Annotated in this window: 28 protein-coding genes and 1 pseudogene; 22 read left to right on the top strand and 7 right to left on the bottom strand. The window is 41.4% G+C overall.

From position 1 onward, the window contains the following. Positions 1–10: 10 nt before the first annotated feature. The 17 genes from ACE01R_RS01205 (at position 11) to ACE01R_RS01285 (ending at position 12317) form a co-directional block, all read left to right on the top strand. Positions 11–784, top strand: coding sequence for a TatD family hydrolase (locus tag ACE01R_RS01205; protein ID WP_395544300.1), 774 nt, complete (start codon positions 11–13; stop codon positions 782–784). Between the two features lie 45 nt (positions 785–829). Then, on the top strand, positions 830–1444 hold the full coding sequence (locus tag ACE01R_RS01210; protein ID WP_395544301.1) for a TetR/AcrR family transcriptional regulator: 615 nt from the start codon (positions 830–832) through the stop codon (positions 1442–1444). A 9-nt stretch (positions 1445–1453) separates the two neighbouring features. Continuing rightward, positions 1454–2014 (top strand): type II secretion system protein, encoded by a 561-nt coding sequence (locus ACE01R_RS01215; RefSeq protein ID WP_395544302.1) that lies wholly within the window; start codon positions 1454–1456, stop codon positions 2012–2014. Next, positions 2004–2444 carry a type II secretion system minor pseudopilin GspI gene (gene gspI / locus ACE01R_RS01220; RefSeq protein ID WP_395544303.1) on the top strand — a complete coding sequence of 147 codons (441 nt, stop codon included), beginning with the start codon at positions 2004–2006 and terminating at the stop codon, positions 2442–2444. The genes ACE01R_RS01215 and gspI overlap by 11 nt, the downstream gene beginning before the upstream one ends. Further along, positions 2441–3124 carry a type II secretion system minor pseudopilin GspJ gene (gene gspJ, locus ACE01R_RS01225; RefSeq protein WP_395544304.1) on the top strand — a complete coding sequence of 228 codons (684 nt, stop codon included), beginning with the start codon at positions 2441–2443 and terminating at the stop codon, positions 3122–3124. Before gspI ends, gspJ begins: the two co-directional genes overlap by 4 nt. 18 nt (positions 3125–3142) lie before the next feature. Continuing rightward, the gene (gene gspK, locus ACE01R_RS01230; protein ID WP_395544305.1) at positions 3143–4090 is read left to right on the top strand and encodes a type II secretion system minor pseudopilin GspK; all 948 of its coding nucleotides are present in this window, start codon (positions 3143–3145) and stop codon (positions 4088–4090) included. Between the two features lie 191 nt (positions 4091–4281). Continuing rightward, the gene (locus ACE01R_RS01235; RefSeq protein WP_395544306.1) at positions 4282–4878 is read left to right on the top strand and encodes a 6-pyruvoyl trahydropterin synthase family protein; all 597 of its coding nucleotides are present in this window, start codon (positions 4282–4284) and stop codon (positions 4876–4878) included. A 47-nt stretch (positions 4879–4925) separates the two neighbouring features. Then, a complete protein-coding gene (gene ung, locus ACE01R_RS01240) occupies positions 4926–5639 on the top strand; it encodes a uracil-DNA glycosylase (RefSeq protein WP_395544307.1) in 714 nt (237 codons plus the stop codon). Next, on the top strand, positions 5636–6760 hold the full coding sequence (locus tag ACE01R_RS01245) for an enoyl-CoA hydratase/isomerase family protein (protein ID WP_395544308.1): 1125 nt from the start codon (positions 5636–5638) through the stop codon (positions 6758–6760). The genes ung and ACE01R_RS01245 overlap by 4 nt, the downstream gene beginning before the upstream one ends. 4 nt (positions 6761–6764) lie before the next feature. Then, a complete protein-coding gene (tadA, locus tag ACE01R_RS01250; protein ID WP_395544309.1) occupies positions 6765–7286 on the top strand; it encodes a tRNA adenosine(34) deaminase TadA in 522 nt (173 codons plus the stop codon). A gap of 59 nt (positions 7287–7345) precedes the next feature. Beyond that, positions 7346–7777 (top strand): SRPBCC family protein, encoded by a 432-nt coding sequence (locus ACE01R_RS01255; RefSeq protein ID WP_395544310.1) that lies wholly within the window; start codon positions 7346–7348, stop codon positions 7775–7777. 17 nt (positions 7778–7794) lie between these two features. Next, positions 7795–8478 carry a (d)CMP kinase gene (gene cmk / locus ACE01R_RS01260; RefSeq protein ID WP_395544311.1) on the top strand — a complete coding sequence of 228 codons (684 nt, stop codon included), beginning with the start codon at positions 7795–7797 and terminating at the stop codon, positions 8476–8478. A 107-nt stretch (positions 8479–8585) separates the two neighbouring features. Continuing rightward, complete coding sequence (gene rpsA, locus ACE01R_RS01265; protein ID WP_086195468.1) at positions 8586–10262, top strand: 30S ribosomal protein S1; 1677 nt, start codon at positions 8586–8588, stop codon at positions 10260–10262. A 160-nt stretch (positions 10263–10422) separates the two neighbouring features. Then, complete coding sequence (locus tag ACE01R_RS01270; protein WP_067726064.1) at positions 10423–10725, top strand: integration host factor subunit beta; 303 nt, start codon at positions 10423–10425, stop codon at positions 10723–10725. Positions 10726–10746: 21 nt separating this feature from the next. Then, positions 10747–11112: a lipopolysaccharide assembly protein LapA domain-containing protein gene (locus ACE01R_RS01275; RefSeq protein WP_395544312.1), complete on the top strand. Its 366-nt coding sequence runs from the start codon at positions 10747–10749 to the stop codon at positions 11110–11112. A 238-nt stretch (positions 11113–11350) separates the two neighbouring features. Next, on the top strand, positions 11351–12031 hold the full coding sequence (gene pyrF / locus ACE01R_RS01280) for an orotidine-5'-phosphate decarboxylase (RefSeq protein ID WP_395544313.1): 681 nt from the start codon (positions 11351–11353) through the stop codon (positions 12029–12031). 85 nt (positions 12032–12116) lie between these two features. Continuing rightward, a complete protein-coding gene (locus ACE01R_RS01285) occupies positions 12117–12317 on the top strand; it encodes a hypothetical protein (protein WP_395544314.1) in 201 nt (66 codons plus the stop codon). Between the two features lie 142 nt (positions 12318–12459). Here ACE01R_RS01285 and ACE01R_RS01290 read toward each other — a convergent pair whose 3' ends face one another. Both ACE01R_RS01290 and ACE01R_RS01295 read right to left on the bottom strand, forming a co-directional pair. After that, the gene (locus tag ACE01R_RS01290; protein ID WP_395544315.1) at positions 12460–13368 is read right to left on the bottom strand and encodes a lysine exporter LysO family protein; all 909 of its coding nucleotides are present in this window, start codon (positions 13366–13368) and stop codon (positions 12460–12462) included. A gap of 49 nt (positions 13369–13417) precedes the next feature. Then, positions 13418–14929, bottom strand: a complete 1512-nt coding sequence (locus ACE01R_RS01295) for a flavin-containing monooxygenase (RefSeq protein WP_395544316.1) — start codon at positions 14927–14929, stop codon at positions 13418–13420. Positions 14930–15084: 155 nt separating this feature from the next. Here ACE01R_RS01295 and ACE01R_RS01300 point away from each other — a divergent pair, with 155 nt between their 5' ends. The 5 genes and pseudogenes from ACE01R_RS01300 to ACE01R_RS01320 all read left to right on the top strand — a co-directional run. Continuing rightward, a complete protein-coding gene (locus ACE01R_RS01300) occupies positions 15085–16092 on the top strand; it encodes an AraC family transcriptional regulator ligand-binding domain-containing protein (RefSeq protein WP_395544317.1) in 1008 nt (335 codons plus the stop codon). A gap of 96 nt (positions 16093–16188) precedes the next feature. Further along, positions 16189–17337 carry a cell division protein ZapE gene (zapE, locus tag ACE01R_RS01305; protein WP_395544318.1) on the top strand — a complete coding sequence of 383 codons (1149 nt, stop codon included), beginning with the start codon at positions 16189–16191 and terminating at the stop codon, positions 17335–17337. 361 nt (positions 17338–17698) lie between these two features. Beyond that, positions 17699–19861 carry a malate synthase G gene (locus ACE01R_RS01310; protein WP_395544319.1) on the top strand — a complete coding sequence of 721 codons (2163 nt, stop codon included), beginning with the start codon at positions 17699–17701 and terminating at the stop codon, positions 19859–19861. 246 nt (positions 19862–20107) lie between these two features. Beyond that, positions 20108–21568, top strand: coding sequence for an aldehyde dehydrogenase family protein (locus ACE01R_RS01315; RefSeq protein ID WP_395544320.1), 1461 nt, complete (start codon positions 20108–20110; stop codon positions 21566–21568). Positions 21569–21610: 42 nt separating this feature from the next. Further along, a pseudogene (locus ACE01R_RS01320) lies at positions 21611–22063 on the top strand (SOS response-associated peptidase family protein); the annotation flags it as partial. Positions 22064–22192: 129 nt separating this feature from the next. Here ACE01R_RS01320 and ACE01R_RS01325 read toward each other — a convergent pair. The 5 genes from ACE01R_RS01325 to ACE01R_RS01345 form a co-directional block, all read right to left on the bottom strand. Then, entirely contained in the window at positions 22193–22414 is a 222-nt protein-coding gene (locus ACE01R_RS01325; RefSeq protein ID WP_395544347.1) for a hypothetical protein, read from the bottom strand. Then, entirely contained in the window at positions 22414–22632 is a 219-nt protein-coding gene (locus tag ACE01R_RS01330) for a hypothetical protein (RefSeq protein ID WP_395544321.1), read from the bottom strand. Before ACE01R_RS01330 ends, ACE01R_RS01325 begins: the two co-directional genes overlap by 1 nt. Continuing rightward, positions 22625–23044 (bottom strand): hypothetical protein, encoded by a 420-nt coding sequence (locus tag ACE01R_RS01335; protein ID WP_395544322.1) that lies wholly within the window; start codon positions 23042–23044, stop codon positions 22625–22627. Before ACE01R_RS01335 ends, ACE01R_RS01330 begins: the two co-directional genes overlap by 8 nt. Beyond that, entirely contained in the window at positions 23044–23430 is a 387-nt protein-coding gene (locus ACE01R_RS01340) for a hypothetical protein (RefSeq protein ID WP_395544323.1), read from the bottom strand. Before ACE01R_RS01340 ends, ACE01R_RS01335 begins: the two co-directional genes overlap by 1 nt. Continuing rightward, positions 23430–23819 (bottom strand): hypothetical protein (locus ACE01R_RS01345; protein WP_395544324.1); only part of this gene is annotated, 390 nt, incomplete at its 5' end. The genes ACE01R_RS01340 and ACE01R_RS01345, both read right to left, overlap by 1 nt.

Here is a 23819-nt window from a genome sequence, read left to right on the forward strand (position 1 = left end):
GGATATCACCGTGTTTGTAGATACTCACTGCCATTTAACCATGCTGGATTTAACGCCTTATGATGGTGATCTGGATCTGGCATTAGCTCAGGCGCGTGAAGCGGGAGTATCCAAATTCATGACGATCTCGGTTGATCTGGATGATCATATCGAGCTGGCTAAAATTGCAGCGCGTCATGCTGATGTAGGTTACAGTGTGGGTGTGCATCCCTGTGAAGATCCCGAAACCATGGCACGTGCAACTACGGATTATCTGATTGAACTGGCACAGCCTGAAAAAGTTTGGGCGATTGGTGAAACCGGCCTGGATTATTTTCATAGCACCGATTTTATTGCAGAACAGAAACAGTGTTTTGCCCGTCATATTCATGCTTCACAGGCGGTGAGAAAACCGGTCGTGGTGCATACCCGTGCAGCCAAGCATGATACCGTGGATATCATTCGAGCTGAAAAATCCACCCATGGTATTTTGCATTGTTTTACCGAAGATTGGGAAACTGCTAAAGCGGTGCTGGATTGTGGTTACTATGTGTCATTTTCCGGAATTGTTTCTTTTAAAAATGCCCAGGATTTACGTGATGTGGCCAAGCAGGTTCCACTAGATCGGGTATTGATTGAAACCGACAGTCCTTATCTGGCACCAGTACCCTACAGGGGAAAGTCTAATGAACCAAAATACGTTCCCTATGTAGCCAAAGCCTTAAGTGATGTATATGATAAGTCCGTTGAGGAAATTGCTTTCATTACAATGCAGAACTTTGAAAACTTCCTCAATTTAAAGTAAATAAATTAAATTGATATAAGCGCAGAAGAGAATTACAGAGTGAAGATGGATCGTCAGGCTCAGTTTCGAGCAAGAGAAGCGTTAATTTTTCAGGTTGCAGAGCAGTTGCTGTTAGAAAATGGCGAATCAGGGATGACACTGGATGCGTTGGCAGCAGAACTCGATTTGGCGAAGGGAACTCTATATAAGCATTTCCAGAGTAAAGATGAGCTGTACATGCTTTTGATTATTCGTAATGAGAACATGTTGCTCGAGATGATTAAGGATGCAGAGAAGGCTTTTCCCGAGCATCTGGCATTCTTTATGCTGCATCATTTGCATCATCCTGAGCGCACGGTACTATTCCATCAAATTGAAGAACGTTTGTCTACGACTGGTATTGGGATCAATCTACTATTTAGCGAACTGTATCAGGTGAGAAAACAGCGTTTACGGATTATTATCCGTATGACTGAAAGCTATCTGGAAAGTATTCAAAGCAGCATGTCGACACGCGATTATTTGGCATCGATCTGGGCCTTAACGCATGGTGCTGCGGCTATCCTGAATTCCAGTTTTTACCAGCGTTATTTGGGTTCACGTGACACATTGCGCGTGGCGTATATTGATCAGGCACTGGCAATGCCAAAACAGCTCAGTTCTGCGGAACAGTTTGCTTAAAGGTATGCCATGAAGCCAATCCGATCATTATCAATTCGTGGTTTTACCTTAATCGAGTTGATGGTGGTCATTGTGATTATGGCCATCATGGCATCTTTAATTTTGACCAATATTAACGGGGTAGATCAGCGTAAAGCGATGCAGGCACGGGAAGTGTTTATTATGGATTTACGCAGGATTAACCGTGAAGCCAATGATCAGGCGCGCATTTTCGCCCTGGATGTGCACAGCGCGACAGATGTATCGCCGTTCAGTTACGGGGTCGTTGAATACGTCCTTCCTTCCATTCAAACCGTAGCTCCTCAAATTCTTGAAGAAAATAAAAAATGGCAACCATATGCGGAATTTGCTCCCAGGGCTTTACCGGAGCATGTTTCGTTTAGCATCACTTCACTCGATCATGCTTATGAAAATGCCAATAATGAGGATTTATTGAATTCGAATGCACCGCAGCTGTTGTGGCTGGGTAATGGTGAGACTAAGCCGGTACGAATTCAATTTTATTTTCAGCAGCGTCCGATTGGCGAAGAAATCGAGATTGATCATCTGGGTAAAATCAATGCAAGCTAGATACTCCGAGCATAGCTCTTTGTCTTGCGCAGCGGTGAAACAGCGTTTCACTCATCGCTGCTCAGGTTTTACGCTACTGGAAGTCATGGTTGCTTTGGCGATTTTTGCCACTGCTGCAATTGCTTTTACCAAAGTGGCGATGCAATACACTCAGGCCACATCCAATGCCATTTTAAGAACCAAGGCGCAATTCGTGGCCTTGAATGAAGTCGCCGTGATGGAAATCAATCAGGAATGGTTGCAGGGAACCCAATCCAAACAGGTCACCCAGCAAGGTGAAACCTGGCAAGTTGATAAATCTGCACAATTGACCATTAGTCCGAATGTACAACGCATAGAAGTACAGGTCAGTTTGTTTAATGTGGAAACTGGCAAGGTTGAATCAGGAGTGACGCATTTGGTTTTCTTCAACCCGAAGGCCAAAGCATGAAAAAGCAGACTACGAAAAATAAAAAAGGTTTCACTTTGGTTGAACTTTTGGTGGCAATTGCCATCTTTAGTGTACTTTCTGCGTTGGGCTGGAAAGTCTTTGATTATTTAATTAAAGTCAAGGACCGTAATACTGAACATGAGATCAATTTGGGTCAGCTGCAGGAAGCCTACCAGCAGATTCTGCGTGACACCGTTCAGGTTGTGCCACTGAATGCCAATATCAATGGCGATATTCAGCCTGCTTTGGTTTTGCAAAATGGTCGCTTTAATTTTAGTAAAACTGGTGTAACTGATCCTTTACAGCAAGGTATTTCTCCAGATGAGCGCGTGGAATATCAATATCGTGCCGATGAAAAGAAACTGTACCGACTGAAATATCGCAATTTAAATAGTACAGGGCGGGATCAGCCTGAATCCAGTGTGCTGTTAAATGATGTTGACCAGTTTGAAATTGTGGTGTTGAATCCGAATGAACTCAATGCATGGCCAGAGGGGCAGGTAGATTTAAACGATGTTACACAAAAACAGATCTTGCCGAAGGGCATTAAAATTAAATTGACGGTCAAAGATGTGTCCTATGAGTGGATTTTCAGTTTATTAAACACCGATTATTTAAAACAGCAAACTGGTACTTCAAATAACAATACAAATACCAATGTAAATAATTCTACATCATAAGGTTTGACTCAATTGAACATGAAGCCGCAACAGGGCGTTGCCTTAATTACGATTTTGGTCATGGTGGCATTAGCCACCATCCTTGCTGCGACCATTGCCAAAAGACAGGCCAATACAGCTGAAAACACGGCATATTTAATGCGCCAAAACCAGTCATTGCTATATGCCAAAAGTGCGGAAGCCTTTTTTTCAGAGCTTTTGGTCGATGATGCGGAAAATGCCGGTGATATTGATCATTTACAGGAAAACTGGGCCAAGCCTATGCCGGGTTTTCCTGTAGAGGATGGCTTTATATCGGGAACTTTAAAGGACCAATCTGGAAAGTTTAATTTAAACAGTTTGGTAAATGTGGATGGTACGCCGAATCCTCAGGCACAAGTCTGGTTTGAAAAACTGCTGCTACGTGTGGGATTACCTGAAAAGTTAAGTGAGGCAGTGATTGACTGGCAAGATGCGGATAATGAAACCATTGGCTCGATGGGTGCTGAGGCAAGTTATTATCAAGGACTAGCACAAGGTTATTTACCGGCAAACAATAAATTCCATAGTGTAGAAGAGCTGAAGATGGTGCGCGGCTTTGAAGGAAAAAAATATCTGCAAATTGTCCATTATGTCAGTGCGGTTCAGGATTCAGATACCAAGGTGAATATCAATACAGCACCAGCAATACTGCTGGCAAGCCTTGACCCTAAGCTGGATGTCAAAGCGGTGCAGCAGGTTTTACAGCAGCGCCAAACCAAGTTGGAGCATTTTTCAAGTGTGAATGAGTTATGGGGCATCGAACCTTTTAGTCAGGTCAGTGCCGAAGTGAGAAGTGAAGCAAACAATCTGTTAGATGTGAAATCTGCGTATTTTAAAGCCAAAATTGAGATAATGCTCAGCGGACGTAAACGCCAGTTCAGTAGTGATCTGGTACGAAAAGATAAGTCGGTGTATATCGCATCTCGCAGTATGGCTCCATTCTAATCAGATCCCGAGATATGATGAAAAATGAGAACACATCCATTCAACTGCATGTGTTTCTCCAATGCTATTGAACAGTAAAATTAATGTTCAGAATTTCACTTTTGCTTTATAACTTTCACTTTTGCTTTATAACTTTCACTTTTGCTTTATAATCAAATTTAATTCACAGATTTTTGATTGCATCACGGCACATGTTAATTCGTAAGTTATTTAAGTTTGAAAATGCTCATATTGTGCGCAACTGCACATCGGATCGCTGTAAGCGTTCGATTCATGGTCATAGCTATAAAGTTGAATTGTTGCTTAAAGCATCCAAGCTTGATCATGGTCAAATGGTCTATGATTTCGGATTATTAAAAGGCGTAATCAAAGATATTTTTGACAGTTTTGATCATGCGATTTGCTTCTGGCAACATGATGATGCTGAATATATTGATGCCTGTAAAAAATTTAGTGCACGTTGGGTATCTTTACCTGTTTCGCCATCTGCAGAACAGTTTTCACGTATTTTTTTCTATCTGGCACAACAGGTGCTCGCATCTACCATTACCCAAAATGGGGAAGGTGATGTAGAGGTTTATTCGGTAATTGTACATGAAACCGATACGGGTTATGCGCAAAGCTTTATCGAAGATATTGAAAATGAGCAAATGGGCGTGCTCAGTCTTGAGCAGATTGTGTTCTCTGAACAGGTTCAAGTGGAATGGGCAGACCCTAAAATGTATGAAAAATTACAACAAGGCATTAAATTCCAAAATCCAGCGGTCGATCTTCAAGTACAAATTTGAAGCTGACGAAAAATTGGGTCTGGTCGATAAAAAATTAGGAAACAAGTATGTCTTTAACGGAACAACAGCAAGCTAAACTAGATAAAATCCAGTTGGATGCGAGTTGGAAAAGTGCATTGAGCGAATTTTTGCTCAGTGCCAAAATGGATGATTTAAAACAGTTTCTTGTTACTGAAAAAAGTGCGGATAAAATTATATATCCACCTAATTCACTCATTTTTAATGCCTTAAATACCACTCCCTTTAACCGTGTCAAGGTCGTGATTATTGGTCAGGATCCTTATCATGGTCCAAATCAGGCGCATGGATTAAGCTTTTCAGTACAAAGAGGGGTTGCATTACCGCCGTCTTTACGTAATATCTTTCATGAGTTAAATACCGACCTGGGGATTCCTGTTCCCAAGCATGGTGATTTAACCCGTTGGGCTGAACAAGGCGTGTTATTGCTCAATGCGGTGTTGACTGTTGAAGCAGGACAGCCGACATCACATCAAAAACGTGGATGGGAAGATTTTACCGATCATGTGATTGATGCTTTAAATGAGCAGTGTGAGCATATCGTGTTTATCCTTTGGGGAGCTTATGCGCAACGTAAAGGACAACGTATTGATCAAAATAAACATCTGGTATTAAAAGCTGCACATCCATCTCCTCTGTCAGCAAATCGTGGTGGTTTTTTTGGTTGTAAAGTATTTTCAAAAGCAAATAATTATCTGAAAAAAAATGGCATTGAGCCGATCAATTGGCAGCTGGACGCATGACACAATCTCCTGAATTAAAAAGTTATCATCCTGATCTCATTGTAGAGGAAGCAAAAAATGGCTGGCGCATTGTTCGCCTGAACCGGCCGAAATCTCTACATGCCTTGGATGAATCTATCGTTACTGCACTTTTAGAAGTGTTCCAAGGTTTTCACCATGATGATGCTGTAAAAGCAATCTGGCTGGATTCAACCACACCAAAGGCTTTCTGTGCCGGCGGGGATGTGCGTAAACTTCGTCAGTTGGTCATTAATGATGAAGTTGCAACAGCAAATAAATTCTTTGAACAAGAATATGCATTAGATTTATTGTTGCATAACTATGCTAAGCCGGTACTGGTTTGGGGTGAAGGTTATGTCATGGGTGGTGGTCTGGGTCTGTTTATGGCTGCGCCTTTCCGTTTGGTAACACCATATTCACGTTTGGCTATGCCTGAAATCAATATCGGCTTGTATCCCGATGTTGGCGCGACACGCTTCTTGGCCGATCGTGGTGCCATTGGCCTGTTTACCGGTTTGACCGGTTCTATTATGACCTCTGCCGGCGCTTATGGGATTGGCTGGGCGACTCATATTTGTGATGCGCAGCGTGATAACGTGCTGGACAAAGTACTGAATATTGATTGGGGGCATTATCCGGCAGGGGATTTTCGTGCCATTGATGACACTTTAAATAGTATGCACCGCCCAGTCGGTCCGGGTCCTTTGCAAAATTCATTGGATGTCATTCACAGTGTTTGCCGTGGGGTAAACTTTGAGCATGATTATGAATCTATTATCGGACTGAGTGATGCACGCAGTGACTGGCTGCGTCAAGCCAGTGAAAATCTACAAAAGGGTTCGCCTACTACAGCCGCATTAACCTGGCTGCTATGGCAGTGGGGTAAGCGCGTTCATTCCTGGAATGAAGTATTTGAGCTTGAAACACAAATATCCGATTGGAAGATTCGCCATCCAGATTTCGTCGAAGGTGTGCGTGCTCGTCTGGTCGATAAAGACCTGTCTCCGGAATGGAAAAAAGGCAGTGATTTCTCTTTAAAGGCCATCTTATCTGATTGCCCACCAGTGACCAATATTCAAAGCTGGAATGATTTATTAAAGCATTACGGTGTAATCAGCTAACAATATGACTGATGCGACACAATTGACTGATGAATACTGGATGCAGTTTGCTTATGAGCAGGCTGCTATCGCAGCATCAAAGCAAGAAATTCCTGTGGGTGCGGTAATCGTCAGTCAAAACCAGATTATTGGTGCAGGATATAATGCACCCATTTCTTTAAATGATCCGACGGCCCATGCCGAAGTTCAGGCATTGCGCCAAGCCTGTGCTTATCTGAATAATTATCGTTTGCCGGACGACTCGGTTCTGTATGTCACTTTGGAGCCTTGTACCATGTGTGTCGGGGCATTAATTCATGCGCGGGTCTCTAAAGTGGTTTTTGGTGCAACAGAACCCAAAGCAGGTTCCTTGATCAGCGTGCGTAGATTATTGGAAACCGGCTACTACAATCATTTTTTTGACTATGAAGCGGGTTGTATGCAAGAACAGTGTTCCCATCAGCTCAGCAGTTTTTTTAAGATGCGCCGTGAGCAAAAAAGATTGCAGAAGTTACAAGAAAAATCTGTAAATGATCAGAATCCTTAATTCAAACCATGTAAACTATAATGACAATGAGTATTGTCAATAAAAAATTAGGATAAGTTATGAATTCCATTCAAGTAAAAAAAGAATTTAACGTACCCATCGAACAGGTTTTTGATTTGCTATCAAAGCATGCCACCTACAATGTGGCCTTTGCACCGATTCAAGTTGAACGAGTTAAAGACTCTACTGATCCTGATCGTCCAGATGGGGTAGGTTCTGTGCGTCGTATGGGTTTTGGTCCTATCAAGCCTTTACAGGAACAAATTACTTTGCTGGAGCCGAATCAGCGTATCGAATACCAGATTGTGAAAACCCCTTTGGTGAAACACCATTTGGGCATTATCGAGTTTGAAGCAAAGGCTGCTGACAAAACCTTGGTGACCTATACCATTGAATTGCAGGTGCGTGCGCCATTTATCAGTAAATTAATCCTTGCACAGCTTAAATCTGCGATTAAACTAGGTTTTTCAAAATTAGCGAAAACTGTATAGGGTAAAGTGGAAAATTAATGACAGTTCAAATTATTACCATAGATGGGCCGAGTGGTTCTGGAAAAGGCACACTTGCGGCTAAACTGGCAGCACATTATCAATTTCATTTGCTGGATTCAGGTGCTCTATATCGTCTGCTCGGGCTGTCATTACATCAACAGGATTTACTTGATTGCCTGGATTCCGAACTGGAGCAGTGCGTAAAAATTGCAACAAATTTAGACATAAAATTTGTTACGACTGAATCAGGTACGGTGGTCCAACTTGATGGTGAAGACGTTACTCAAACCATTCGTACAGAACGAGTGGGAGAGTTTGCCTCAAAAGTTGCAGCAATTCCTGAACTTAGAACAGCGCTACTGGAACGTCAACGTGCATTTGCACAAGCTCCGGGACTGGTTGCAGATGGCAGGGATATGGCAACGTCCATTTTCCCGGAAGCGCAAGCCAAGATTTATCTGACTGCATCGGCTGAATCCCGAACGGAGCGACGAGTAAAGCAGTTGCAGGCTATGGGGCTAGATGTTAAAATGAACGACATTTTAGCTAATATACAAGCTCGAGACAAACGTGATATGGAGCGCGCAGTCGCACCACTCAAGCCAGCAGCAGATGCTTACATTATCGATAGTTCCACATTGGGCATTGATGAGGTATTCAAGTTGATGACCACCTTTGTTGACCAGCAGTTAGCCAATTAAAGAATTTTCAGCTAAAGCATAGCTTGATCAGTTTATTACGGACTATGTGGAAGCTTAATTAAACCGGCCTTGTCTGATCCAAGACCGCTGACTTTATCAGGTATATCATGACCGAATCTTTTGCAGCCCTCTTTGAAGAAAGCGAATTAAACCTCAACGTTGAAAAGGGTGCAGTCATCCAAGGCGTTGTAGTAAACATCGACTCTGACTGGGTAACAGTTGACACTGGCCTTAAATCAGAAGGTATTGTTGACCGCGCTGAATTCTTAAACGACCAACGTGAACTTGAAGTTCAAGTTGGCGATACTGTTGATGTTGTTGTTGAAGCTCTTGACAACGGTATGGGTCAAACAGTTTTATCACGTGAAAAAGCTAAACGTGCTGAAACTTGGACTAAACTTGAAAAAATCTTTGAAGACGGCGAAATCGTTACTGGTGTTATCTCTGGTAAAGTTAAAGGCGGTTTCACTGTTGACATCGGTCCAGTTCGTGCGTTCTTGCCAGGTTCATTGGTAGACACTCGTCCTATCCGTGACACAACTCACCTTGAAGGCAAAGAGTTAGAATTCAAAGTAATCAAACTTGATGCTAAACGTAACAACGTTGTTGTATCTCGTCGTGCTGTTATGGAAGCTGAATCTTCAGCTGACCGTGAAGCTCTTCTTGCTCAGCTTGAAGAAGGTCAAACAGTTACTGGTACTATCAAGAACCTTACTGACTACGGCGCATTCGTTGACCTTGGCGGTATCGACGGTCTTCTTCACATCACTGACATGGCTTGGAAACGTATCAAGCACCCTTCAGAAGTTGTTGAAGTTGGACAAGAAGTTACTGTTAAAGTACTTAAATTCGACCGCGAACGTAACCGCGTATCTTTAGGCCTTAAACAATTAGGCGAAGATCCATGGTTAGCGATCATGAACCGTTACCCTAAAGGTTCTATCGTTAAAGCTCGCGTAACTAACCTTACTGACTACGGTTGTTTCGCTGAAATCGCTGAAGGCGTTGAAGGTTTAGTACACGTTTCAGAAATGGACCACACTAACAAAAACATCCACCCATCTAAAGTTGTTCAGATCGGTGACGAAGTTGATGTTATGGTTCTTGAAGTGGACGAAGAACGTCGTCGTATTTCTCTTGGTATCAAACAAACTCGTGCTAACCCATGGGAAGAGTTTGCTAAAGACCACGACAAAGGTGAAAAAGTTTCAGGTACGATCAAATCAATCACTGATTTCGGTATCTTCATCGGTTTACCAGGCGGTATCGATGGTTTAGTTCACTTGTCTGACATCTCTTGGAACGAACAAGGCGAAGAAGCTATCCGTCGTTACAAGAAAGGTGACACTGTTGAAGCAGTTATCTTGTCTGTAGATGCTGAAGGCAACCGTATCAGCCTTGGTATCAAACAAATGAACAGCGATCCGTTCAACGATTTCTTGGCTGCTAACGAACGCGGTGCGCTTGTTAAAGGTACTGTAACTGCAGTTGATGCTCGTGGCGCTACTGTTAAGTTAGCTGACGAAGTTGAAGCGACTCTTAAAGCATCTGAAATCAACCGCGACCGCGTTGAAGATGCAACTAAGTTCCTTGAAGTTGGTCAAGAAGTTGAAGCTAAAATCATCAATGTAGACCGTAAATCTCGCTCTATCAACTTGTCTATCAAAGCGAAAGACGAAGCTGAAGAGAAAGAAGCAGTAGCTAACTTGAAAACAGCTGCAGCTGGTCAAGACAATGGTCCTAAGACTATTGGTGATTTGATCAAAGCTCAAATGGGCAACTAAGTAGACGTTAAAATGTATTGTTAATGTAAATTAACTAATACTTTTTACACAAATACTGTAAACGGTAGCGTAGTATTAACTTATTACGCTACCGTTTTGTATTTAAACAGGTTATTATCGTTTCATCTACAAAGTAGCTTGATAATTAAAGAGGTCGCAGATGACTACGGAAGCACTGAATAAGTCTGACTTAATAGAGCGAATTTCCCTAAAAAATCCACACTTGGCAGAGCCTTTGGTTGAAGAAGCTGTTAAGATTATGATTGATCAAATGATAGCCGCATTATCATCTGATAATCGTATTGAAATTCGTGGTTTTGGTAGTTTCGCTTTGCACCACCGTGATCCACGTGTGGGGCGTAATCCTAAAACAGGTAAATCTGTTGAAGTGGCTGCAAAAGCGGTACCACATTTTAAACCTGGTAAAGCATTACGTGATGCAGTAAACGAATCTGCACAGTAATAAAAAATTTATGGGGTGTTTATGCGTTACGTTTTAGTCGCCTTACTAATTGTACTTTTTGGCTATTCATTAGCTCTTGTACTACAAAATGGTACTGAACTTTCGGTAGACCTGTTGTTTACGCAAGTGCCTGCAATGCGTTTAGGTTTATTACTGTTATTAACTTTGGCATTAGGTCTGGTACTGGGTCTGTTGCTAGGGGTACAAATTTTCCGGGTATTTCAAAATAATTGGGAAATTAAGCGACTACGTAAAGACATCGAGCATCTTCGAAAAGAACAAATACAGGCGGCACAGCTGGCAGCGGCTGAGGCAGCAGCCCATAGCAGACATGAAAAAACAGTTTTAGATGTTCATTCGGAAGATCGTTCGTCTAATCCTTTGTAGCACTGTATATTGGTCATAATGTTAGGCTTTTAGCTAATCACCCTAAACCTAAAAGCTGAGTAAATTTTGAAACACCCTCAAGCCAATGCTTCAGGGTGTTTTTTTATTTTAACAAGTCACTTATATAAGGAAAATTCAAAATAATAACTTCAATTAACTAATGATTTTATCGCTTTGTTAAAGTCTGGAATACCTTTTATAATAAGCTTTCTTTTTTGTCTGAGCGAAGGTAAGTCTCTTGAGTATCATTGTTGCACTGGATGCTAAAAGCCAATATGACGTGTTAACTATTGCGGAGCAGTTAGATCCTGCATTATGTCGGGTGAAAGTTGGTAAAGAGTTATTTACGCATGAAGGCCCAAGTGTGGTGAAAGCATTGCATGACAAGGGTTTTGAAGTTTTCTTGGACTTGAAGTTTCATGATATTCCAAATACTACAGCTCAAGCAGTATGTGCCGCAGCAGACTTAGGCGTCTGGATGGTCAATGTGCATGCATCTGGTGGCCGTAAGATGATGGAAACTTGTGTAGAGCGTTTAAAAGCGGGTAACTATAATACTCAGCTGATTGCAGTGACTGTGCTGACGTCAATGGGACGTGAAGATTTAAAAGATATTGGTTTGGATATTGAACCATTTGAACAGGTGAAACGCCTTGCAAAACTCACTCAAGAAAGTGGTCTGGATGGGGTAGTTTGTTCAGCTCAGGAAGCCAAAATGCTGCGTGAAATTTTAGGACAGGACTTTGCTTTAGTCACTCCTGGTATTCGTCCGGCAGGTTCAGCTGCGGATGATCAGAAACGCATTGTAACGCCTAAACAGGCGATGCTGGATGGCTCTACGCATTTGGTCATTGGTCGTCCAATTACCAAATCGGAAAATCCTCATCAAACTTTAAAAGATATTTTGGCAACGTTGTAAGTGAGCCAATAAGATAAAAAGCCTTTCATTTGAAAGGCTTTTTTTATACATTGAGAGAGTTAGAACAAAAAATAAAGGCTTTGAAATGGCGGCACCAGAACATAAAGCAGCACAAGATATTGAATTGAATAAAGAAGTAGAGCACCTTGAGCAGTTGCAACAACAGGAGCAGCAAAATCAGGCAAGTTCAACGGATTGGAGCTCAGGGTTTGATGTGGCGGAAATTGCGTTGGATGTGATTGATGTAGCGGGAGATTTAGTGAAGGGAATTGATTTGAATTTTTAAAAACATCATTTGTAAATATTATTGCCCTCATCTAAATCCTCTCCCTGAGGGACAGGGCTTGATTCTATTATAGAAATATTTTTGGATGTTCTCTCTCTTGGGGAGATGAGGAGCACTGCTCCGCAAGGGAGAGGGTGAATTTTTAAATAGCCGCCAGCACACTCACCAAAATTGGCGCAAGTACTGAAAGAATAAAGCCACTGACCATCGCATGAGGGATAAAGCCATTGCCACAGGCCTGTTTTACCATGGGTAAAGTTACATCCATAGCAGTCGCACCTGCTGAAGAAATTGCAGAACGTGGATAACGCCAACCAATAATATACATAAACACGATCGCAAAAATTTCTCTGAATAAGTCATTCATCAGTGCAATACTGCCAAGATGGGCATTTTTGAGTTCAGTGACCACAATGCCGGTCATGGAATAAAAGCCATAACCTTGGGATAGCATGATGAGATCTTTTAAACTGATATCTTGAATGAGTGTAGCTGTAACGAATGCGCCCAGCAGTGAGCCGACTATACATCCCAATGGCACCAGTAAAATTTTCCAATTCAACCAAGATCGGTCTAAGGGTGAATAGGCGAGATCCAGGCCAATCAGGAACATAAACACCAGCAATAAATTCCATGTGCTTATATGCAAATTGTAGCCCATGTTGGTTACAGATTCAGAGAGTACATAACCGAATGCCAGAGCAATGAAAGCATAACTGATGTTGATCAGGGATTTGCTGACCAGACTCATGGATACTTTGCCGTGACTCGGTTGATAGCCCAAGAGCTTGAATAACATATAACAGCAGACAAATGCACCGATGCTGGTGAGTACGGCTAAAAGGGCAGCATGATTCAGAATTTGCCAAGGCTGTGCAATCGTGTGCAATGTCTGGGCAAATTCAATAGCAATGGCGATGAGTAAGATATAGGTAAAATAGGGCAGAATTTTGAAGGCAAGACGTTCTAACCATTGCGGTAAACGTCGAGCCAAAACAAATCCGAGTGCCAAACAAAAAAGTAATTGGAAAATCAACCAAAAGGATTGCATAAATAATGAAGCAGCTAATAAATACTTGCTTATTATGACTATTAAATATTTAGGCTGCTTGATTTTTAGCTGTTTTATTTAGCAGACGATAATCTGCGGGATTGAGCTTTTTGGTTTGGAGCCAGTATTTCCAGGTATAGGTTGGCCACAGTGCAAAATTTTTGCCGCCATCTTGTTGATACCAGCTTACACAGCCAGATTGCCAGACTGTGCCATCAAGCATTTTTTGTACATATTGATTAAACTGATCCTGTACTTGATCTTTTACTACAATAGCATTGCTATGGGTGCTTTTGACCAGTTCAATCATTTGCAAGATATAATTGACCTGAGATTCGATCATAAAGATCACAGAATTGTGTGCCAGAATAGTATTCGGGCCAAGTAGCTGGAATAAATTAGGAAAACCTTTGGTACAAATACCATAATAACTTTCTGCACCCTTATGCCAAACTTCTCGTAAATCTTGCCCATGTTCACCGGTGCATTTAAATGATTTGAGATAGATGCGAGGGTCGGTGATAAAACCGGTTCCATAAATTAAGCAATCAATTTTGCGCTCTTTGCCATCTTTTGTGATGATGCTGTTCGCTGTTAATTCCTGAATACCTTCGGTCACCAGTTCGACATTTTTGCGATTGAAAGTAGGATAATACTTATTGGACACCAAAATACGTTTGCAGCCCATAATATAGTCTGGGGTGAGTTTGCGGGCGAGATTTTTATCTTTCACCTGAAATTTGATAAAAGCCTCAGCCAGTTTTTGTGCGTATTTCATCACGGTTGGTTGAATAATCGGAACGGCACGTGATTCATTTGACCAGTATAAACGTGAGCGGTGTAACTTTCTAAACCAGTCAAATTTATCAAATAGCTTCTTTTCTACACTTAAATAACTGCGTTCATCTCGTGGAATCACCCAGGCTGCAGTACGTTGCAATACATAGAGCTGCTTAACTTCGGCTGCGATTTCTGGAATATATTGAATGGCACTACCGCCAGTCCCAAGCGATGCGACATTTTTATTGCTTAAGTCATATTGGTGATCCCATTGCGAAGAATGGAAAACTTTACCCTGAAACTTTTCAATGCCTTTGATGTGTGGAATTTGCGGTACATGTAGTGGTCCTGAGGCAAAAACGACAAATTGCGCAATCAGGGTGCGCTGGTCATTTAATGTCAGTTTCCAGTTGCAATGCTGTGCGCTATATTCTGCAGCAAGGACTTCGCAGTTGAAGCGGCAATATGGATTTAATTCATAATTGCTCATTAAGCTTTGTATATAGACATAAATTTCAGAGGCTTCAGCATAACGTTTGGACCAGTCGCTTTTAGGTGCAAAAGAGAGGGAATACATATGCGATTGCACATCACAGGCTGCACCTGGATATTGGTTTTCACGCCAGGTTCCACCTACTTCAGATGCTTTTTCTAAAATCAAAAAATCGTGAATATTGCTTTGTAATAGGCGTATGGCCATGGCCAGGCCACCAAAACCTGCACCAATAATTGCAACTTGGGTCTGCTGGGGAAATGAATGATTTTGATTGGTATTACGCATTTTTATTTGCCTTATCGCGTCCATTTTTATATAGCCTAAATGAATAGATAGGCAGTCAACATGATAGTCATGACAAAAAAATTGATAGTTTCGGCAATTTGCAAGGGTAAAAATTTATAGTAAAAATTGAACTGATATTTTTATTTGACAATGCCATGAAACGATCGGTGCTCAGCTTGATGTATTTAATTCAAGGTATGCGTAAAGCAGGAGTGCCGGTTGATCATAAGCTTTTAACTATTGGACTGCGTGCAGACGCATTGGATCCGAGTTCAGTCATTCATCCTAGCTTGGAATGGGATGTGCTTAAAGTGATTGGGCAAGATGTTGTGCCGGAAAAAGGCCTGCTTATTGGGCAGTATTATGCGCTGGCAGGTTATGGTCCTTTGTTGATGTTACTGGTCACCAGTGAAAATTTGGGTATAGCTTTACAACAGGGAATTCGTTATCAGGCGCTCACTCATTCAACCGGGAAGTTAAGTATTAAATATGCAGGGCATCAGGTGGCTTTATGCTATGTGCCGCAAGATTTAAACAGTAATCTGGGATTGTTGCGAGCACAATGTGAAATTTCTGGAACCTATAAATTTATTCAAGATATTTACCAGATGATGGGTTTAGCTGTTCCGCAAATGCATATTGAATTGCCCTTTGCACAACCTGAAGATCAGCAATCTCTAGAGATCTATCAGGATTATTATGGTGCTGAACTTCAGTTTGGTGCCGAGTGTGCAAAATTTTGGTTTGATGATGCGGTACTGAATGTGCAAATTCCTTCAGCAGATCAAATGACTTTTAATCTCTATGAAAGCAAATGTATCGCTGAGCTGGAACGCTTAAATATGGATGAATCGGTACCCTCCTTGGTGCAGCGTGTACAAGATTATCTGGAGCTACAAGAAGGGGTAATGCCTACCATGGCAGAAACGGCACAAGCTCTGCAAATTCCAGAGCGAACATTGCGACATCAACTGCAACAAGTACAAAGCAGTTATAAACAGATACGTGAACAACTGATTAAAGACAAGGCATTAAGGTTAATAGAATATAAAGAATATTCCATTGAAATGATTGCGGAATTACTGGGTTATTCGGAACCCGCAGCTTTTAATCATGCCTTTAAACGCTGGTTTGGATACAGTCCACGTCAGTACTTTAAATAGCGTAATAAATAGCCTAAGTAAATTAATGCCAAAGTGTTATATATTTCATCTCAACCTTCGCTATACTTTCAATAGCCTAAAATAGTATTTAATGATATGTCAGACTTAAATTCGAAGCACAGTACAGCCTTTATCCCTTTGTCACCTGCGGAGCGTTATGCACAGGCTATCTCGTCTGGTCAGTTCATGCCAGATGATGCACAGGCGCAAGCTGTACATGAGTTGGATCGCGTTTGGCAAGAATTGATTCAGCGTTTTAAAGCTTCAAAAAAAGCCTTTCGCCGCTTTCGCCGTCAAACTTCACCACGAGGCGTATACATGTGGGGTGGTGTAGGGCGTGGTAAAACATGGTTAATGGACCAGTTTTTTGAGTCGATTCCATTTCGCCGTAAAATGCGCATGCATTTTCATCATTTCATGCAGCATGTACATCGTGAACTGAATAAATTATCAGGACAGCGTAATCCGCTGGATCAGGTTGCAGATCAGATTTACCAGCAGGCTGTGGTGATCTGTTTTGATGAATTCTTTGTATCCAATGTGACGGATGCGATGATTCTGAGTGAGTTATTCCAGAAACTGTTTACCCGTGGCATTACGTTGGTGGCGACTTCAAACATTGCACCGGATGGTTTATATAAAAACGGAATCCATCGTGACCGTTTTATACCGACCATTGAGATGGTGAAAAAACATTGTGTGGTTCTCAATGTTGATGCTGGCGTGGATTATCGTTTGCGTGTGCTCAAACAGGCACAATTGTTTAAACATCCATTAACGCATGATCATAAACTCTGGATTGCTCAGCGCTTTACCGCTTTAACGCAAACCCAGACCCATTCACAAGAACCGATTATCATCAATAATCGTATTGTAGAAACCATTGGTCATACTGAAGATGTGTTGTGGTGTGAATATTCTGAGCTGTGTCTGAAACCGCGTAGCCCGGCTGACTTCATTGAAATTGCCAATATCTACAATACTGTACTGGTCAGCAATGTGCCGCATTTGACCGATTACTTGTCGGAAGGTACACGCCGTTTTATTTATCTGGTGGATGAATTTTATGATCGCGGAGTCAAACTATTGCTGACTTCGGAAGACAGCATTATTGATATTTACCAAGGCGAGAAACTTGCTTTCGAAATTGAACGCACGCGTTCACGTTTACTGGAAATGCAGTCCGATGAATATCTGAATTCTGAACATCGACAAATCCAGGGTTCAGCCTCAGAAGCTAGCTAAATATCAAGCGCCTAAAAAGGCGCTTTTTTTACATAAATTGTTTGAGTGTTTTATCGACATTTCGTTCTATTCGTGGCTTAATCTTTGCTCGATAGCGATGAGAAATACGGCTTTTGGGTGGTTTTAGAGCAAAATTCTGCACTTAAGTCTAATTTCGACATTTTTAAAACTTTATAAACTATAAAAAGGTATTCAGGCAAATAATAATGTTGCATTTGTGATCTTTATTTTATTGAGTGATGTGTACATTCATTTATTAGAAAATGATCGTTATTTAGGAATGTGATAATACTATTCAGCTAAGTATAAATCGGTATACTAGAATCTCTTGTTATAAAAAGTAGCAATATCAGGAAAGACAATGACTGCACGTATTCAAAAAGGCAAGTTAGCGATTGCTAAAGAACTTTACGATTTCATCGAAAATGAAGCATTACCAGGTTCTGGTTTGGACAGTGAAACATACTGGAAAAACTTTGAACAAGTCGTTGTCGATCTTAGCCCAAAGAACAAAGCACTATTGGCTAAGCGTGACGACATTCAAGCTAAAATTGATGAATGGCACCGCAACAACAAATTTGAACTCGAAGCTTACAAAGCTTTCCTTAAAGAAATTGGCTACTTATTACCAGAAGTAGAAGATTTCCAAATCAGCACAGAAAATGTAGATGAAGAAATCGCATTATTGGCTGGTGCACAATTGGTAGTACCTGTGCGTAATGCACGTTACTGCTTAAACGCTGCAAACGCACGTTGGGGCTCTTTATATGATGCTCTTTACGGTTTCGACGTGATCTCTGAAGAAGGTGGCGCGGAAAAAGGCAAGGGTTATAACCCGGTTCGTGGTGCAAAAGTTATCGCATTTGCTAAGAACTTCTTAAATGAAACTTTCCCACTCGTAAATGGTTCGCATGCTGATGCAACCAAATATGCGGTTGAAGGTAAAAAACTTGTTGTAAGCTTAAAAGATGGTTCTACAACAACCTTAGCAAAAGAAGCGCAATTTGTTGGTTTCAATGGTGACGAAGCTGCACCAGTTGAAATTGTTCTTTTGAACAATGGTCTGCACGTTGTTATCGAAATTGATGCAACCAGCCCAATTGGTCAAACTGACGCTGCTGGCGTAAAAGACCTTGTATTGGAAGCTGCGGTAACCACCATTCAAGATTTAGAAGACTCAATCGCAGCAGTTGATGCTGAAGAGAAAGTTGAAGGCTACCGTAACTGGTTAGGCTTGATGCGTGGTACACTTTCAGAGTCTATTGAGAAAAACGGTAAAACTGTTACTCGTACCTTGAACCAAGACCGTACCCACAAGAACCTCATCGGTGGTGAAACGACTCTTCACGGTCGTTCATTGATGCTTCTTCGTAACGTGGGTCACTTGATGACTAACCCTGCGATCCTTGTAGATGGCGCTGAAATCTATGAAGGCATCATGGATGCGTTAGTGACTCCGCTACTTACTTTTGCAGACATCAAAGGCGAGAACACGATCAAGAACTCACGTAAAGGTTCTATGTACATCGTGAAGCCAAAAATGCATGGTCCAGAAGAAGTTGCATTTGCAGTTGAGCTATTTGAACGTGCTGAACAGGCGCTTGGTTTACCAGCGAAAACTTTAAAAATCGGTATCATGGATGAAGAACGTCGTACATCTGTGAACCTGAAAAACTGTATCGCTCAGGCGAAAGACCGTACTATCTTTATTAACACGGGCTTCATGGACCGTACTGGTGATGAAATCCATACCTTTATGGAAGCAGGTCCATTCGTTCGTAAAGGCGAAGTGAAGTCACAAATCTGGTTCCCGGCTTACGAAAACCGTAACGTAATGATCGGTCTTCAAGCAGGTTTACGTGGTAAAGCGCAAATCGGTAAAGGCATGTGGCCAAAACCAGATATGTTGCTTGATATGTACAAAACCAAGATTGAGCATCCAGAAGCTGGTGCAAGCTGTGCATGGGTTCCATCTCCATCTGGTGCTGTGATCCACGCGATCCATTATCATCAATGCAACGTTTCAGCTCGCCAACAAGAGTTGTTGAAAACTGAAGCATTGTCTCTCGATGACTTGTTAACGCCGCCTTTAGCAACAGATACTAACTGGACTGCTGAAGAAAAAACCAAAGAACTTGAAAATAACCTTCAAGGTATCTTGGGTTATGTAGTTCGTTGGGTTGACCTTGGTGTAGGTTGTTCTAAAGTTCCAGACATCAACGATGTTGGCTTGATGGAAGACCGTGCAACACTACGTATTTCTTCTCAACACGTTGCGAACTGGTTACGTCACGGTATCGTAACCAAAGAGCAAGTTGAAGAAGTGATGCAGCGTATGGCGAAAGTGGTTGATGAGCAAAATGCAAACGATCCACTTTACACACCAATGGCTCCGGCATTCAATGGTTATGCTTACCAAGCTGCTTATGACTTGGTATTCAAAGGCGGTGAACAACCTTCTGGTTATACTGAACCACTACTTCACGCAGCGCGTTTGAAGTTAAAAGGTTATACAGGTGACTAATCCTGTAAATTGAAAAAAGCCTCTTCGGAGGCTTTTTTTATGTTTAGAATTTTTCCAGCTATACGCTTTATTGTTTTATAGCGTATATATGAAGCAATCCAGAAAATAAATTCCTTGTCTTCTATTCTAGATTTGCTTCATAAAAAGTTCTGCATTATGGATTGATACAATTGGTAATTTTGCTAGAACTTTTGCCCAATACATCCTAGAGTAAAGCAATACATGACGCTAACGATGGATAAAAGAATGGAAGCTTATCAATTTTCTGATCAGCAATTTATTGCAGGCCACTGGCTGAAAGGTACTTCAACCCATACGCTTAATAACATCAATCCTTATACTCAAAAACTTATTTTAAAATTGCAGGCTGCTAGCCTTGTTGATGTGGATAGTGCTTATTTTGCTGCAGAGCGTAGTTTTGTTACCTGGTCTCGATCTTCTCCAGCCGAGTGTAAAAGTATCATCCTCCGGATTTTGGATGTGGTTAAAAATAGACGTGAAGAAATTATTCACTGGTTGATTCAAGAATCAGGCAGCACACGTTTAAAAGCCAATATTGAAGTAGATGCAGCATTGGGCATTATCCAAGAGGCCAGCACCTTTCCTGAAAGAATGACAACCCAGGAATTACAATCGACCGATCCTGACCGAAAAAGCTATGCAGTAAAAAAACCGTTGGGTGTTATTGCAGTGATTAGTCCCTGGAACTTTCCTTTTCATCTCAGTATGCGTTCTGTGATTACAGCCATTGCAATCGGAAATTGCGTTGTGTTAAAGCCTGCAAGTGATACACCTATTACAGGAGGACTGCTACTTGCTAAAATTTTGGAAGAAGCAGGTATCCCTCAAGGGGTATTCAGTGTGGTTGCAGGTTTAGGCAGTGAAATCGGGGATTACTTTGTTGAGCATGATGTGCCTAAACTGATTTCATTTACAGGTTCTACCTCGGTAGGGAAGCGCGTTGGTGAATTGGCTATGGCTTCGAATAAGCTCAAGCGGCTTGCCTTGGAATTAGGTGGAAATGCACCTTTGGTAGTACTGGATGATGCTGATCTGGACTTGGCAGTGGAACTGGCTGTGATGGGACGTTTTTTGCATCAGGGACAAATTTGCATGAGTACAAATCGGGTGATTGTCGATGCTAAAGTTTATGATGCTTTTGTGGAAAAACTGGTCATTCGGGCTAAAAATATTGTTTATGGAGATCCTGATCTAGCAGATACGATCATTGGGCCGATTATTAATGTGTCACAAGTCGAGAAGATAAAACAGATTATCGCTCAGGCACTGCGAGAAGGTACCAAACTCATCGTGCGCGGAGAGATTCAAGGTAATATTATTCCACCGCATATTTTTATTGATGTAAATCCAGATTCCAGTTTAGCCAAAGAAGAAAGTTTTGGTCCTGTCTTACCGATCATTAAGGCTCAAGATGAAGCCGATGCTTTAGGTTTAGCCAATGACACAGCTTATGGATTATCCAGTGCAGTATGTACTGCTGATCTCGAACGCGGAACGCGTTTTGCGATGCAGATTGATGCAGGTATGACGCATATCAATTCAATAACCGTGGCAGATCAACCCAATGCACCATTTGGTGGAGAGAAAAATTCAGGCTTGGGACGCTTTAATGGACAGTGGATATTGGAAGAGTTTAGCCGTACACATTGGTTAACGCTTCCGAACAGCACAGTAGAAATTATGTAATTAAAGCTATAATAGAGTGATTATTAGTTTATATCTGGTTTTATGTACGCTAATTTTAAACCGCTGACTTTAGAGCAGCTCCATGATTTAAATCTTCCCGATATTCCATTTGAGTATCCGGATGAAGTCTATCCAAATTATGAGTTGCCCTTGCTGTTCAAGTTAGCTCAGGGTTTTGAGTGGCGCAAGGTTAGATTCGGCATGGTACCAAAATGGGCAGAAGACAAAAGTATTGCCTTAAAAACATATAATGCTCGAAATGAAACATTGCTACAAAAACCGACATTTCTAAATGCTGCTTCAAAATGCAAATTTGGCATGATTCCGGTGAGTGAATTTTATGAGTCAAAATATATTGAAAATAAACCACAGCGCTGGGGAATAAGGCGTAAAGATGGGCAGGCAACTTATATTGCAGCGCTCTATGAGATTTGCCGAATCGGAGATGAAATTATTCGTTCAGCCAGCATGATTACCATGGACGCAAGTCATCATTATTAATATAAGTATTTGTTTTTAAATTATAATTATTATTTTAAGTGATTTATTACTCACAATATTACTCACATTTGTTTTTATTGTAAAAAAAAGGCCGCTAAATGCGACCTGTTTTTAATGCTTATTTCATGCATCTAGTGAGCCAATATTATCACTATCTGGATTCACAATACACTCCAAAACATAACTGTTCAGCCAGTAGTTTTTTCTGCCATCTTTTAATGGTGACTTAATACGGCCATCCTTAATACGAGCATAAAGTTCTTTTTCTGAAATGTTCATACGAAGCGCGAATTCACCAGTTGAGATCCGGCGCTCAGTATTTGTCAAATCAATTGCAACTCCCATCATGACACCTCCCGCAAACTTTGCAAAACCTCAAAAGGCAATTTCATATCTACGCTCGGCTGTTCATTACGACTCGTGAAACCAACAAGACTGTGATAGATAACACCAATGCTTTCAGAATTAAGCTCCATCTTTGCACCCATGCCACTAATGACATAAGGTGCCAATGCTTCGGTTAAATCCTTTGCAAGTTCAACCATTTGTTCTGTGTTAGTCATTGGCTGACTCCTGTGCTTCGAGCGTGGAATCTTTGGCATCAAGCTTAATCATTGACAATACAAAGCAATGTGCTTGCTCCAATTGAGTCATTCCAGTTTTTATATAACAACCATCTTTAGATACATCAAAAACATGACAATCAAATTCATCATCAAAACCACAATTTATTGAGTACCCACTTGAATAGGTAAGTGTGTCACCATCAAACAAACCAAACCCTTCCGGCACCGCTTGGGCTTTGGCTGCTTGCCATGTTTCCCACATAAGCTCGATGTCGTTGTAGCCGAGAGAGCAAGAACCTTCACGAACAAGATTTGTGATAACACCTAATGCATTTCGGCCAATTTTTACAACGCCTTTAGTTTTTAGTTGCTCCACAAAAGAACCCCATTCTTTTTCTTGAATATCCATCACGCCACCTCATAGAAGCGCTTAGCTTCTTCAAAATTTGCTGTAATAATTGGTGATGATCCTTTTTTGTAGCACTTGACGATTTCACCGTATTTAAATACTTTGCATGCCGCTGGGAGTGAGGAGCAGTGATACATTGGCTCTTTAAACCAGCCTTCCGTATAGAACATTTTGTTCTCATGTTCTTTGCGAGTACCATGCCATTGCTGAACTTGGATAAAGTCATCAAATGACTCAATCATGAATTCATTGCCTTCAGCCAGAGTCATGGATTTGTATCGAGCAACTGCACGTTCAGCAATTTCCTTTGATGCAGCAGGGCTTTGTTTATATGGGCTATCACCCTCAGGCCGAATAGCCACACACCACAATTTTTTAGATCCCATCACACCACCTCAACTTTCAAAACGTACTTTTTACCACCACTGGTGAACTCAACTGATTCGCCTTTTCCAAGCAGGTAATGCCCAATGGCTTCCAAATTTTTTAGACTCAAACCTGTTTTGGCTCTCGCTCTGCGGCGGTCACATTCAAGACAGATATTTGATTTCACAGATCGCTCGGAAGTACCGCACGATCTGCATGGGGCAACTGGCTTATAGCTTTTTAAACCTTGCTTTTCAGCACGTGTGCGCAAAATGTGATTCTGGTGACTATTAGGACGCTCAGCACTTTGCAAAACAGTATCTGCATTGCAGTAATTAAACTCAGCTTTATTGGTATTTACAGCCGGCTTAATCTGGCCACCATTCGCTACAAATTTTGCAACAGCTTC

The sequence above is a fragment of the Acinetobacter sp. BSP-28 genome (assembly GCF_044130285.1).
Taxonomy (GTDB): Bacteria; Pseudomonadota; Gammaproteobacteria; order Pseudomonadales; family Moraxellaceae; genus Acinetobacter.

Bases quoted from the DNA above. Each gene is read 5' to 3' on its own strand.
- ACE01R_RS01340 (WP_395544323.1), bottom strand. From the start codon at position 23,430: ATGGGATCTAAAAAATTGTGGTGTGTGGCTATTCGGCCTGAGGGTGAT.
- ACE01R_RS01215 (WP_395544302.1), top strand. From the start codon at position 1,454: ATGAAGCCAATCCGATCATTATCAATTCGTGGTTTTACCTTAATCGAG.
- gspJ (WP_395544304.1), top strand. From the start codon at position 2,441: ATGAAAAAGCAGACTACGAAAAATAAAAAAGGTTTCACTTTGGTTGAA.
- rpsA (WP_086195468.1), top strand. From the start codon at position 8,586: ATGACCGAATCTTTTGCAGCCCTCTTTGAAGAAAGCGAATTAAACCTC.
- ACE01R_RS01245 (WP_395544308.1), top strand. From the start codon at position 5,636: ATGACACAATCTCCTGAATTAAAAAGTTATCATCCTGATCTCATTGTA.
- gspK (WP_395544305.1), top strand. From the start codon at position 3,143: ATGAAGCCGCAACAGGGCGTTGCCTTAATTACGATTTTGGTCATGGTG.
- ACE01R_RS01315 (WP_395544320.1), top strand. From the start codon at position 20,108: ATGGAAGCTTATCAATTTTCTGATCAGCAATTTATTGCAGGCCACTGG.
- ACE01R_RS01285 (WP_395544314.1), top strand. From the start codon at position 12,117: ATGGCGGCACCAGAACATAAAGCAGCACAAGATATTGAATTGAATAAA.
- ACE01R_RS01235 (WP_395544306.1), top strand. From the start codon at position 4,282: ATGTTAATTCGTAAGTTATTTAAGTTTGAAAATGCTCATATTGTGCGC.
- ACE01R_RS01290 (WP_395544315.1), bottom strand. From the start codon at position 13,368: ATGCAATCCTTTTGGTTGATTTTCCAATTACTTTTTTGTTTGGCACTC.
- ung (WP_395544307.1), top strand. From the start codon at position 4,926: ATGTCTTTAACGGAACAACAGCAAGCTAAACTAGATAAAATCCAGTTG.
- ACE01R_RS01330 (WP_395544321.1), bottom strand. From the start codon at position 22,632: ATGACTAACACAGAACAAATGGTTGAACTTGCAAAGGATTTAACCGAA.
- zapE (WP_395544318.1), top strand. From the start codon at position 16,189: ATGTCAGACTTAAATTCGAAGCACAGTACAGCCTTTATCCCTTTGTCA.
- ACE01R_RS01210 (WP_395544301.1), top strand. From the start codon at position 830: ATGGATCGTCAGGCTCAGTTTCGAGCAAGAGAAGCGTTAATTTTTCAG.
- ACE01R_RS01310 (WP_395544319.1), top strand. From the start codon at position 17,699: ATGACTGCACGTATTCAAAAAGGCAAGTTAGCGATTGCTAAAGAACTT.
- gspI (WP_395544303.1), top strand. From the start codon at position 2,004: ATGCAAGCTAGATACTCCGAGCATAGCTCTTTGTCTTGCGCAGCGGTG.
- ACE01R_RS01325 (WP_395544347.1), bottom strand. From the start codon at position 22,414: ATGGGAGTTGCAATTGATTTGACAAATACTGAGCGCCGGATCTCAACT.
- tadA (WP_395544309.1), top strand. From the start codon at position 6,765: ATGACTGATGCGACACAATTGACTGATGAATACTGGATGCAGTTTGCT.
- ACE01R_RS01295 (WP_395544316.1), bottom strand. From the start codon at position 14,929: ATGCGTAATACCAATCAAAATCATTCATTTCCCCAGCAGACCCAAGTT.
- ACE01R_RS01300 (WP_395544317.1), top strand. From the start codon at position 15,085: ATGAAACGATCGGTGCTCAGCTTGATGTATTTAATTCAAGGTATGCGT.
- ACE01R_RS01255 (WP_395544310.1), top strand. From the start codon at position 7,346: ATGAATTCCATTCAAGTAAAAAAAGAATTTAACGTACCCATCGAACAG.
- ACE01R_RS01270 (WP_067726064.1), top strand. From the start codon at position 10,423: ATGACTACGGAAGCACTGAATAAGTCTGACTTAATAGAGCGAATTTCC.
- cmk (WP_395544311.1), top strand. From the start codon at position 7,795: ATGACAGTTCAAATTATTACCATAGATGGGCCGAGTGGTTCTGGAAAA.
- ACE01R_RS01335 (WP_395544322.1), bottom strand. From the start codon at position 23,044: ATGGATATTCAAGAAAAAGAATGGGGTTCTTTTGTGGAGCAACTAAAA.
- ACE01R_RS01275 (WP_395544312.1), top strand. From the start codon at position 10,747: ATGCGTTACGTTTTAGTCGCCTTACTAATTGTACTTTTTGGCTATTCA.